Here is a 12,465-nt window from a genome sequence, read left to right as displayed (position 1 = left end):
AACAACGTAGCCGCTATCTCAATGCCTTTAGTTATTGTTATCAACGGCAATATCCACCTCGAATTTCTGAAGGCGATCGCCAACGTCTTGACCAACTTGCTCAAGACTGGCTCTTGAAGTCGCCCAAAGTTCAATCCATCGAGAACGACTTTATTCAAACGGTTCAGCCCCTCATTGAAAAATACGAAGCAGGACTCAAGCGCCATGTATACAAAGGATAGTAACCTTCGCGAGCCCGATGTTGCAAATCTTCGTCAAGATACGGGGATTGACAGTCTTAGCCTCAATGAATCGTTTCTAGAGATGATTGAGCGTGGGGTTGTCGAGGAACTGCTTAAAGATAAGCAGGAGTATCGAACACGATATGCTGGAGCATTGCGCAAAAATGGGAGTCTGAATCAACGCGATCGCACGAAGCTTTTGGCACTTCAGGCAGAAAAGGGGCTGGGAGATGCCATTATTCAGACCATTACCGCTGAAGAAGATCAAGCCTTTGAGCATGATCAACATCTTTATCAGCAGGCCTGTGCAGATTATTTTCATCAAACAGCAGCGAGTGTAGATGAGGTAAACCAATATCTTCAGCCCCAAGCAAAGAGTTTTCACTTTGGGCGTGCTGTTGTCAATGCTATCTTGGAGCAAGAGCAAGAGTATTTTGAGGGCAATCGGCAAAGCTATAGCGCTCAGGCAAAAGAGCAGCTTTTTGGGTATGGGAAATTCAACCAAGCTCTGCTAACCAAACAACAGGCTGAATTAAAGCTTGGCGATCGCGTTGTTCAATCGATCGAAGATGAGGTTAGCCACGCGTTTCAAGATATCCGTCATGCCTATGCTGATCTCTACAAGGCTGATTTATACGATGATGAGGCTGTTGAACGCGCACATTTACGAGATCATCAGCGCGAGTTTCAGTTAGGCGATGAGGTTGTTATTCAGGTTCATCAGGACATCCAGGATGAATTTCAGCGCGATCGCCAAACCTACTATGATGCTGACTTTGCTGACTTGCATGATGATGGGCAGCGAGATGCGGAGAATCTAAAGGTGCTCCAACGCCAATTAGGGCTTGGGGATGTCGTCATCCAGTCGGTACAAGTCAATGTTGATCACCAATTCCACGAACACTGGTCTGACTATAAGAATGCCTATCAGATGGATCTCTATGAGGATGGGCATTGCAATGAGGAGTCCTTGCGCGATCGCCAACTCAAGCTCCATTTAGGTTATGAGGTGATCAAAGCGATCGCCCAGACGGTCGCTGAAGACTTTGATAGCGATCGCCAACGCTATGCTCAACAAGCTGCCGATCAACTGCATAGCTCAGGCATCTTCAATGAAGAAGATCTATCATCGCTTCAGCGAGATTTAGGACTAGGCGAAACGGTTTGCCAAGATCTTGAAGATAAAGCAAACACTGCCTTTAATGAAGATTGTGAAACCTTTAAAGCAGCGGTTTTCGAGCATCTACACCAGTGGGGTGAGGTGCAAGATCATCAGTTGCTGGAGCTTCAGTTAGGTCTAGGAAAAGCAGTTAGAGATGGCATTGTTCAAGAAGAGGGTGATCGCTTTCAATCTGAGATAGCGATTTTGGCTGAAGTTATAGCAGAACAGTTGCATCAACACGATACATGGCAGTCTGATCAACTCACCCAACTGCAGGCAGAGTTTCAGCTCAGCGATCGCGTTGTGGAGCATATCGTAGCTGAGCAACAGAACAGTTATCATAGCCATCGGCGAACGTATCGCTTGGTTTACAGTCAAGCAACGCGCGAGATCACTGGATCAACCCTCGGTGGAGATGCAACGGTCAGGTTAGCACAACTTCGGGATGAGTTAGGACTGAGTGATGAGGTAGGTCATGGCATTAAGCAGGCCTATCATCACGCTCAACAACAGTATCAAGATACGTTTGACAGTGTATTGCGGCGATATGATTGCAGCAACAGCCAGCCTCTCAGTATTGATGCCAGCGATCGCTCCTCTCTCAGCGAATTGCAGACATCACTGGATCTTGAAGCTGAAGATATTCAGATTATTGAGCGGGATGCGGAACAAGACTATCGCCGAGCGCTGGATGACTACGAAGAAGAGGTGCGATCGCTCTTGCATGACAATGCTGAACTTGTGGATAGTGATACGGCTACCTTAACGCAGCTTCAGCAAGAATTGTATATTCAGCCGAATGTCGCTGACTGCATTAAGTCGAGGGTCTTGAACGATATGGGCCTTCAGGTTGAACTCCCTGTTGTTTCTCCGGTGATCTCAGAGGATGACGTAAGCCAGGAAGCATCACCAACCCTCAATCAGGAGCAAACGCTTGATGTTACTAATGATCTGTCGCTACCTGACCAGCAAACCGAGTCAGAGCCGGTTGAGGTTTTCACGCCTGTAGCGATTGTCGCTCCGATACGCCCGAAGCGATCGCCCAAGACGATGCTCTGGGTTGCATTGGCTACTGGAGCCATCGGTGCTCTTGGGATTGCGCTCTTTGGTGCTAATAAATTGCCCCACTTAATAGAAGGAACCTTAGGGAGGATAACAACAGAGGTAACCTTGGGGACGATGACAGAGGGTATGGGCGAGGTAAGTATAAATCTTGGTAATACCGTCTACCACGCTTTTCTCCTAGAAAGAATTGGAGAAGAGGATAGGCAAATTATTGACGACGCTGAAAAGCTAGCAGAAGAAAAGAAGTGGGTAGAGGCTATCAATAAACTAGAGGAAATTCCCAAAGAATCTAATGCCTACGCTGCTGTTGAAAACTTAAAACGTGAGTGGTATCCGCAAATTTTAGAAGATGCTCAGGCAGAGCGGGACAAAGGCAATTTAGAACAGGCGATCGCTCTTGCAGAACTGATTGAGCCAGAACACAACCTTCGTGAGTTGGCTCAGGATAGCGTTTACATGTGGCGAGCTGAGAACACGAGCTTGACTCTTCTACGTGAAGCAAACGCTAGAGGGGATCGTGAAGCGGTGCGTTCAGCAGCTCAAGACTTACGAAATCGGCAAGTACCCTACTGGGACAGCGTTGTTTTTCCTATTTCGGGGGCTTTAGAGCCTGATTCTCGTTATAATGACTTTCCTTCGGCAGGAGATCCTAATGATTATATTCCGCCTAGATCTTCTGGTTCTTCCGGAAGTAGTTCAAGTTCAGGATCTGCGACTATAGAGTCAGAACGTGAAGCTGCAGCCCGTGAAGCCGCAGAAGCCGCTGAACGAGAAGCCGCCGCCGCCCGTGAAGCTGCAGCCCGTGAAGCCGCAGCTCGAGAAGCCGCTGAACGAGAAGCCGCCGCCGCCCGTGAAGCTGCAGCCCGTGAAGCCGCCGAACGTGAAGCCTTTTGCAGCGGACTGAGGGCACATCAGCGGTCTGAACACTCACAATGTAGATGACAACGATAACGAGGATCCTACCCTCTGAGAAAATAGGTCATCATCGCGCCTTTACCCTTCACCTCGATCGCCCCTCGGGGTTCGAGGTGATACTTATCCTTAAGGCGTTCATAGACCGTCTCCGTCACCTGGATGTGTCCTGGTAGACCCAGAGACTCCATGCGGCTAGCGGTATTCACCGTATCGCCCCAGAGGTCATAGGCAAACTTCTTGATGCCAATGACCCCAGCGCCTACCGGGCCAGTGTTGATGCCGATGCGCATAGTGAGGGTCGGTTGAGCGGGGGATACCGTAAACTGGGCGATCGCTTTTTGCATGGCTAGGGCCATCTCCGCCACAGACTCGACATGGTCGGGGCGGGGTGTGGGTAGGCCGCCTACCACCAAATAGGCATCTCCGATGGTCTTGATTTTTTCGAGATTATAGCGATCGGCGAGCTGGTCGAAGGTGGAAAAAATGCGGTTGAGCAATGCCACTAATTCAGGCGGCGCGAGCTGGGCGGAGAGTTCCGTAAAGTTGACCAAATCGGCAAACATCACCGTCACATCGGCAAAGTTATCGGCAATCACCTGTTCGCCTTGCTTGAGACGGGTGGCGATCGCCCCTGGCAGAATATTCAGCAACAGCGCCTCGGATTTTTCCTGCTCCGCCTTGAGTTTTTCCATCATGGCCCGTTCATGGTCAAGCATCCGCTTCTTTTCTAGGCTAGCGGTCACCCGGGCCTGCAGCAGAGTAGGGTTAAACGGCTTAAACAAGTAGTCTTCTGCCCCTAGCTCAATGCAGCGCACCACGCTTTCGATGTCGTCTAGGGCGGAGACCATGATCACCGGGATGTGAGCCTGGGCTGGGTCTGCCTTGAGGCGTTCGAGCACCTCATAGCCCGTCATATTGGGCATCATGATGTCTAGCAAGACCAGGTCGAAGGCGTGGTGCTGCACTTGGTCGAGGGCTTGCTGCCCATGCTCTGCCATTACTGTATCGTGCCCTAAGCGCGAAAGTCGTCGCGAGAGTAGATCACGGTTGGTTTCGTTATCGTCTACGACGAGGATCAGTCCACGAGTCCCGGTCATGGCGTTGGTGATGTTAAAAGAGCTTGTATTTTAGTAAGTAGGCGATTAAAGTCAATCGGTTTTGTATCATAGTCATCGCAGCCTACCTCGATGCATTTCTGGCGATCGCCTGCCATGGCATGGGCAGTGAGGGCAATAATGGGGATGTGCTGGGTCTTGGGCATGGCTTTGAGTTGACGGGTTGCTTCCCATCCATCGAGCACCGGTAGGCTCATATCCATCAAAATTAAGTGTGGTTGTTGGTCTTGGGCGATCGCCACCCCCTGTTTTCCATCGACGGCCATTAACACCTCATGCCCTCGACGGGTGAGACGACGAGACAGCATGTCCCGATTCATTTCATTATCTTCGACTAAGAGGATGATGGGCATGACGTCTCTCCAAGATTACGGGGAAAATACTGAACTCCCGCCACCTATATTCTCCATCATAGGTAGGGCGTGCCAGGCATGAACGTTAAGATGCCCTTTCACGATTGCGATTGTTAAGGTCGGGCCGCGGCCCCTCCGTATATCTACCAGCATGAGTTTTTTCCCCAACCATCCTGCTGCATTTTTCACGCGTCCATAGCACCGTCGGGATAGGCCTAGGCTTTAGCGATCGCCATCTGCTTGATCTTGAACCACCCTGGGTAACCACATGGTAAATGTACTGCCCTGCCCTAATCGGCTAGCTACATGAATTCTTCCACCCATCATGTGACTGAAGCGTTGGGCGATCGCCAGCCCTAGCCCCGTGCCGCCATATTTGCGGGTGGTGCTGGCATCTGCTTGGGTGAAGGCCTGGAAGAGGCGGCTGATTTGATCATCCGACATGCCAATACCGGTGTCCCGTACTTGAAACATCAGGCCATCGACAGGGCGATCGCCTCCCAGTTCCTTTGGAGACGGTGAGGCGGTGACCACGAGTTCCACCTTGCCCTGGGCGGTAAATTTTGCGGCATTGCTGAGCAGGTTGAACAAATTTTGGCGCACCTTGGTGAGATCTGCCGACATCATGCCGATATCAGCGGCACAGGTCACGGTTAGTTGATTGTTGTTTTTATCAAGCAACGGTTGGATGGTGTTGGCGATGTCCTGCACCAGCAGAGCCACATCGAAGGGTTCTAGGTAAAGGGTCATCCGCCCGGCTTCGATTTTGGACAAATCCAAAATATCGTTAATCAAGGTGAGTAAATGCTGCCCAGCGGTTTGGATCTTTTGCAGGTCGGGGATGAAGGTATCCTGCCCGAGGTCAACGGCATCTTCCTGCAACATTTCGCTATAGCCAATGATGGCATTCAGGGGCGTCCGTAGTTCGTGGCTCATGTTGGCCAAAAACTGGCTCTTGGCCCGGTTAGACTGTTCAGCTGTTTCCTTCTCCTGCTGCATCACCTCGGCCTGCTTGCGTTCCGTAATATCGCGCAGGGTTAAGATCATGCCTTCAATAGCTGGATCATTGAGGAGATTGTTCAATACCCCTTCCATGATCAGCCAGGTTTGGTTACGGTGCTGCACCCGTAGATCCCGAGGCGGCAGGGTGCCCGGTTGGGCGATCGCCTCTTGAAAATACTGATCCATCAAGGCGCGATCGTCGGGATGGATGTAGGAGACCATGGGTTGCTGCTGTAGATCGCCAGCGGAGTAGCCCAAAATGGCGAGAATCGATGGACTGCTGTAATGAATCTGCCCTGTTTCATCCAAAATCATGATCACATCCGACGCATTTTCAATAATGGAGCGGAAATAGGCCTCGCTGCGTCGCAGGGCTTCCCTCGCATTTTTCAGACCCTGCTCCCGCTCAGAGACTTGCTGGATCATGGTTTGGAAGGTGCGGGCTAGTAATCCCAGCTCATCGCGAGAGCGGGCGATGGAGGTGAGCATGTCGGGATCAAAGGTGGCGTCTTGGACAGCGCTGGCGGCCAGGGTGAGCCGGCCGAGAGGGGCCGTGATTAACCGCGAGAGGATCAAAGAGGCCAAGAGCCCCACCATTAAAATCAGCAGCGTGACAATCACCAACTGGCTGATCTCTTGGCGCAGAGCGACCTGGATATGTTCGGTAGACAGGTAGAGCACCGTTGCTCCCGTAATAGTTTGGTTGGCATCCGTGATCGGCACAATCACCTTAAACAAGCTCCCTTCCAGGTAGCTCATCGGATCGCCCTGGGCCAATACGCGCCGCACATTGGCAATATCGTTCGGATTATTGAGGCTAGCCACACCGGGCACCCCGGCCTTGACGCTCCGCGCTAGGTTTTCGAGATCGGTATCGACAATGCGTACGGCAACAATGCTGTCGCTTTGAATCAGTTCACTGGTGAGCCGGGACAGGCCAATCCTCTGCCGCAACTCCAGCAGCGCATAGGCTTCATAGCCCACCTGGACAATGCGCGGTTGATCGAACCCGGCAACGCCGACGTATTTAAACAAGCGATTATCCAGTTCGCGGTTGCGAGCAGATTGAATCACCACTTGCTCCTCACCGGTGAGCAGGGGCCAGAAGGCGCTGGCCTGGGGTTGCAGGCTGCGGCTGGGGCTGAAGGTAAAGTCAACCGTTTCATCGTTGCGCAGGTAGGCATAGCCGCGTTCATCGGTGATCCAAAATTCGTTGAGGCTGGTGGATTCCACAATCTGTCGCAGGTGTTGATTAATCTCAGGTTCGGTTAACCCCGCCGCTTCAGCGATCGCCACCAGATGACTAGCCAAGGTGGCCTGCACCACCATCTGCTGCCCCAAATCCACTTCAATTTGGTCTTGAACCTGGTTGCTAAAGCGGGTCATGCGGGCCAGAAACTGGGCGATGAGGATGCCATCGGCCTCAGCCTGCATGAGAATGACCCGGCGGGCACCGAGGGTCATGACGGCCGCTGTGGACAGCACGCTAATCACCAGTAGGGAGGTAATGCTCAGTAAAATTCGATTTCGCAAAGGCATAGTGCAGCATCCTGAACAAAAGGGCACCCATTCTCAGCCGATGGATAGGAGATAGATCGGGGTGGAGATTGGGAAAAACGTGGCCTAGACGCAGGGGGTTGCTATGGTGTTGGTGATGGTAAATAGGTGAAGACTAAGCGCTGGACTTCTTTGAGCAACTGATCGCGGCTGTAGGCACCCTTTTGTAAGATATTTTCCACGCGACCGGTGAGGCGATCGCGTTCATCGAGACTAAGATCCATGGCCGTCACCACCACCACCGGCAGCGATCGCCCTCGGTCTTGTTGCCGCAGCTGATCCATAAATTCAAATCCATCCATTTCTGGCATCATTAAATCCAGCAGGATCAGGTCAGGCTGCTGGGCCTGAATCGCCTCTAGCCCCAGACGACCATTTTCCGCCGTGGTCACCTGCCAGCCTTCTTTTTGCAAAATGCGCTGGAACATTTGCCGCGTGGCCTGATCATCTTCGACCACCAAGACACGATGGGGGCGATCGCCTAGGGCATCGTCGGGACGATACTTTTGCAGCAGCAGATCCAATCGTTTGTAGTCAATGGGCTTGGTGAGATAATCCGATGCACCCAGGGTAAAGCCACGATTTTGTTCATCCAAGATGGTCATCAAAATCACCGGCACATCCATCAAAATCGGATCGGCTTTGAGGATGGCGAGTACGTCCCAGCCGTTCATATGGGGCATCAAGACATCGAGGATGATCACATGGGGATGCAGGGCCCGCGCTAGGCGGATGCCTTCGGTGCCATCAGTGGTAACTTCGACCCGGAAGCCGCTCTGGCTCAGCGATCGCTGCATCAGATCATGAACCGTCACGTCATCGTCAATCACCAACACCGTGGGCTGCTCCGCGGATGCTAGGGCAATGGAGATAGGGATGGGAGTGGCGGCATTATCGGACGGCTCGGGCTCGGGCAGGGTCTGAACCACCACCTGGATGGGCAGCCAAATGCTAAACACCGATCCTTGCCCCAGTTGGCTGGTAACGCGGATATCACCGCCCATCATCTGGCAAAACCGTTGGCTAATCGCCAGGCCCAGCCCCGTGCCGCCATACTTACGGGTGGTGGAAGCATCTGCTTGGGTAAAGGCTTGGAAGACCCGCTGCAGTTGAGCTTCGGTCATGCCAATGCCCGTATCGCTGACCTGCAAGAGCAACCCATCGACCGATGGTCGCTCCAAATCAGAGCGATCGCTCGGGGAATCCATATCGGCAGGACGGGGCGATCGGGTCACGGTCAGGGTAATCTGTCCTTGTTCGGTAAACTTAGCGGCATTACTGAGCAGGTTGAACAGCATCTGTCGCACCTTGGTCATGTCAGCACACATGCTGCCAATCGCGGCGTCGCAGTTGACCACAAAGTGATTATGGTTTTTCTCCACCAGGGGATGAATCGTTGTTTTTACATCCTGCACCAAGTCCCAAATATCAAAGGGCTCTAAGTGCAGTTCCATACGTCCCGCTTCGATTTTAGAAATGTCGAGAATATCGTTAATCAAGTCCAGCAAATGCTTGCCAGCCCCACGAATTTTCTCTAGATCGGGGATAACATCGCTGTAGCCAAAATCCTCCGCATCTTCCCGCATCATTTCGCTGTAGCCAATGATGGCATTTAGGGGAGTGCGTAGTTCATGGCTCATGTTGGCCAAGAACTGGCTCTTGGCTTGGCTGGAGGCTTCCGCTGCATCCTTCGCCTGCCGCAGCTCCATTTCGGTGCGCTGCCGCTCTAGGGCAATGCCAGCTAGGTGGGCAGCGGTTTCCATCAGGTGCCAGTCGTGAGGGCCAGGGCTACCGGGCTGCTGGAGATAGAGGGCAAAGGTACCGAAAATATTGCCCTGGGACGACTTAATCGGAACAGACCAACAGGCCCGAAATCCATGGGCATTGGCTAGATCCTGGAAGGAAGCCCAGAGGCAATCCGCAGCAATATCCGCCACAATGACCGGGGCTTGGCGGTAGACAGCAGTACCGCAGGAGCCACTGTTGGGGCCAATGGGCAAGCCATCGACGGCGGCGAGAAAGTCGGCAGGCATGTGGGGAGCAGCTCCTGTACGCAGGCGTTGACCACTCTCATCCAGCAGGAGAATCGAGCCTAACATGGGGCGATCGCTCCGAGCTTCGATGATCTCAATCAGTAGATCGAGAACCTGGGACAGCTCGACACCCGAGGCGATCGCTTCTAGGACTTGGGTTTGGCGATCGAGGAAATTCTCGGTCTTTTTCCGTTCAGTGATATCAAAAATGACGCCGTCTAGATATTGGAGATTTTCGTGATCATCAAAAATAGCCTGCCCCTTTTCATAGACCCAGCGCAGTCCGCCATTCGCGTGAATGATCCGATATTCCAGAACATAGGGGCGATCGCCCAGGATAGCTTGGTTGACTTCCTGATGAATGTAGTCCCGATCCTCAGGATGGGTAATTTCGGTAAAGTTACGACGACGGTTCAGTAAAAAGTCCTCTGCCGGGTAGCCACAGATGTCTTCAATGGCGTCGCTTAAAAACTTCATCGTCCAGACTTGGTCATAGGCGCAGCGATAAAAGGCACCGGGGATATTATTCAGCAGGGTGCGAAACCGATTTTCACTGTCCCGCAACGCAGCCTGTCCTTCCTTCCGTCCGGTAATATCTTGCACCATACCTTCATAAAAGATCTGGCCTTGGTCATTTTCAACGGCGATCGCCTGTTCTGAAATCCAGATAAGTTGGCCATCCCGTCGCCAGACCTGGGACTCAAAATCAGATACACGTCCCGTAGCTGCTATGTGATCCACAAAGTCTTGACGGCGGTTGGGATCAACATAAAGCTGCTGACTCACATCGGTGACCTGCGTCATCAACTCCTGGGACGACTCATAGCCATAGATTTGGGCAAGGGCGGGGTTAGCGCTTAAATATCGACCATCCTGGGTGGTTTGGAAGATGCCCACCACAGCATTTTCGAAAATACTGCGATATTTTTCCTCAGCCTGACGCAGCCGCTGTTCACTTTCGGCAAGGGCCAGTTCGGCCTGTTTGCGATCGGTGATATCCATGACAATGCCGGTGAGCCGTTCGGGCTTGCCGTTACTGTCTCGCAAAAACCGCCCCCGACTGGTCAACCAGCGCAGGGTACCATCGGACAAGCGAACGCGATATTCGGAGGTGTATTCATTATGATTTTCAAAGGCTAGCTTTTCCGCCGCCTGCACCCGTTCCCGATCTTCAGGTACGAGATAAGTTAGAAAATCTTCATAGCTGCCGTGGAAGGTGCCCGGCTCTAGACCAAAGATGCTCTCTACCTCCGGTGACCAGTTTTCTTCCCCGGTGAGAATATTCCAATCCCAAACGCCCATGCCAGCAGCACTCAACGCCATGCGCTGAAGGGCTTCGCTATGTTGCAAAGCCATATCTGCTTCGCGAGTTTTCATAAACTGCCCCATTTGGTTGGCCACGGCCTGGAGCACATTCAAGGTGTCGGGGCTGGGCTGTCGAGAGCGATCGCCAAATAAAATCAAGACGCCTAGGATGCAGCCATCAACCACAATCGGTAGGCCACAGGCCGATAGCAGATTAAGCGTTTGGGCGATCGCCTTCCGCTGAAACTCAGGATCGGTGATTACATCCGCCATCCAAACCGGCTGCTCCTGTTGCCATACCTGTCCCGGTAGCCCCTGACCTGCTTCAAAGGTGGTTTGCCAAGCTGGATCCTGCACCATAGACAGGATCAGATCCGTCGGAGCCCAGACCGCCGTGCGCTGTAACTTGGTCTGGGAGGCGTCTACCTGTAAGAGTTCGCCAATGCGCCAACCTAGGGTTTCGCAAACGGTTTTCAAGACAGCCGGCCCCGCCGCTTCCAACGTGAGCGACTCGGCCAAAATCTGGGCGGTACGATACTGAGTTTCTAGACGCAGAGAACCGCGCCGTTGATCTTGGAGGTTATACAGGAAGGCGATAAACGCGTAGATTAAGACCCCGCCGACAGCGATCGCAAACCCTTTGACACCATAGGTTTTATGGATCAGCGGTTGAATTCTTGCCTCTAGACATTGCTGTAGGGCTTGGCTGGTCTGGCTCCAAAGGCGATCGCTGGCCTCCACACCCTGGTGTAGGATGGCGGCACGGGAGGCGATCGTAGATCCCGCGCCATCAATCTGCCCTTGGAGCATCGATAGGACTTGGGTGAGAGCAGCAGTGACCTCTTGAATGGCGGGGATCAAGCTGCTGTCGCGGTCTGGATTCGAGCTATGGGCCAGGGCAATGGCTAGGCCAGCGGTCAAGGACTCTAGATTATCGCTCAGAACCCCGGAGAGCATGGCCAAGCGTTCCTGATCGGCAGAGGTTACCTGAGGATGGTGGGCGATCGCTTCCACGGTGGACTGGATATCAGCCAATAACCGCTGTAGGTCAGGAATATTGAGCACCACCGCATCCATCAGGTAGTAGCTTTCTAGGTCTGAATCGAGGATGAGGTTAGAAAAATTGCCCACCTGCAGCATCAAACCCCGAATATCTCGCAGCAGGGGAGCGATCGCTGGGCTAGGGGTGGCTACTATGGGGGACGCTTCTGACTCCGTCCTCCAGTTCTGGGAATAAGTTTGCCACGCTTGCTCTAGAGCCTTGACCCGGTCAGAAACCTGAAAGGCTGCGCCATAGTCATGGTTGACGTCCTTGAGATCGGCGAAGTCTTGATCCAGTTGGGCGATGCGGGGAGAGGCTTGGACGGACAATCCTTGGAGGCGATCGCTGTCCAGCAGGGGCAGGTGATAGAGCATCTGCTCTAGGGGCTGGAGGTAGGTGTTGCCGTGGAGTTCTCGGCGGCCAAACTCAATGCGGGCATCAACTTCCGCAATGAGTTGATACACGACCACCACAAAGGGCAGCAAAAAGACGAGCAGCAAACCTATGAGGTAAACATACTGATTCTGGCGCTGTGAACCAAGGCGAGCGGTGCCGGCCTCGCCATGCTGCAATGGTTCTCCCATTCCGAAGACTCCTATCAACCACTGGATACCGGACGTGTTGCGGTCGGTGCTGACCACTATAGTTCCCTGATATATCCAGTGTGCCCTATGGATGCTCGATGGGCATCCCCA

The 12,465-nt window shown here is 52.9% G+C and carries 5 protein-coding genes and 1 pseudogene; 2 read left to right on the top strand and 4 right to left on the bottom strand.

Features of this window, described 5'->3' with window-relative positions; translation table 11 throughout:
- Both JUJ53_RS02825 and JUJ53_RS02820 read left to right on the top strand, forming a co-directional pair.
- Window positions 1–221: pseudogene (locus tag JUJ53_RS02825) on the top strand (hypothetical protein); the annotation flags it as partial.
- Window positions 205–3,390 (top strand): hypothetical protein, encoded by a 3,186-nt coding sequence (locus JUJ53_RS02820; RefSeq protein ID WP_204150465.1) that lies wholly within the window; start codon window positions 205–207, stop codon window positions 3,388–3,390. The pseudogene JUJ53_RS02825 and the gene JUJ53_RS02820, both read left to right, overlap by 17 nt.
- Window positions 3,391–3,407: 17 nt before the next feature.
- Here the strand turns inward: JUJ53_RS02820 and JUJ53_RS02815 are convergent, their stop codons facing one another.
- From JUJ53_RS02815 to JUJ53_RS02800, 4 genes are all read right to left on the bottom strand, one after another.
- Window positions 3,408–4,460: an adenylate/guanylate cyclase domain-containing protein gene (locus tag JUJ53_RS02815; RefSeq protein WP_204150464.1), complete on the bottom strand. Its 1,053-nt coding sequence runs from the start codon at window positions 4,458–4,460 to the stop codon at window positions 3,408–3,410.
- The gene (locus JUJ53_RS02810) at window positions 4,457–4,831 is read right to left on the bottom strand and encodes a response regulator (protein ID WP_204150463.1); all 375 of its coding nucleotides are present in this window, start codon (window positions 4,829–4,831) and stop codon (window positions 4,457–4,459) included. The genes JUJ53_RS02815 and JUJ53_RS02810 overlap by 4 nt, the downstream gene beginning before the upstream one ends.
- A 222-nt stretch (window positions 4,832–5,053) precedes the next feature.
- Complete coding sequence (locus JUJ53_RS02805) at window positions 5,054–7,372, bottom strand: ATP-binding protein (RefSeq protein ID WP_204150462.1); 2,319 nt, start codon at window positions 7,370–7,372, stop codon at window positions 5,054–5,056.
- A 101-nt stretch (window positions 7,373–7,473) separates the two neighbouring features.
- The gene (locus JUJ53_RS02800) at window positions 7,474–12,354 is read right to left on the bottom strand and encodes a PAS domain-containing protein (protein ID WP_204150461.1); all 4,881 of its coding nucleotides are present in this window, start codon (window positions 12,352–12,354) and stop codon (window positions 7,474–7,476) included.
- Window positions 12,355–12,465: the final 111 nt, after the last annotated feature.

The sequence above is a fragment of the Leptolyngbya sp. CCY15150 genome (assembly GCF_016888135.1).
Taxonomy (GTDB): Bacteria; Cyanobacteriota; Cyanobacteriia; order RECH01; family RECH01; genus RECH01.
The sequence above is the reverse complement of the archived record's forward strand: the minus strand, read 5'-3'. Positions and strand labels throughout refer to the sequence as shown.

Excerpts from the sequence above, each read along its gene's own strand:
- JUJ53_RS02815 (WP_204150464.1), bottom strand. The coding sequence starts at position 4,460 with ATGACCGGGACTCGTGGACTGATCCTCGTCGTAGACGATAACGAAACC.
- JUJ53_RS02805 (WP_204150462.1), bottom strand. The coding sequence starts at position 7,372 with ATGCCTTTGCGAAATCGAATTTTACTGAGCATTACCTCCCTACTGGTG.
- JUJ53_RS02800 (WP_204150461.1), bottom strand. The coding sequence starts at position 12,354 with ATGGGAGAACCATTGCAGCATGGCGAGGCCGGCACCGCTCGCCTTGGT.
- JUJ53_RS02810 (WP_204150463.1), bottom strand. The coding sequence starts at position 4,831 with ATGCCCATCATCCTCTTAGTCGAAGATAATGAAATGAATCGGGACATG.
- JUJ53_RS02820 (WP_204150465.1), top strand. The coding sequence starts at position 205 with ATGTATACAAAGGATAGTAACCTTCGCGAGCCCGATGTTGCAAATCTT.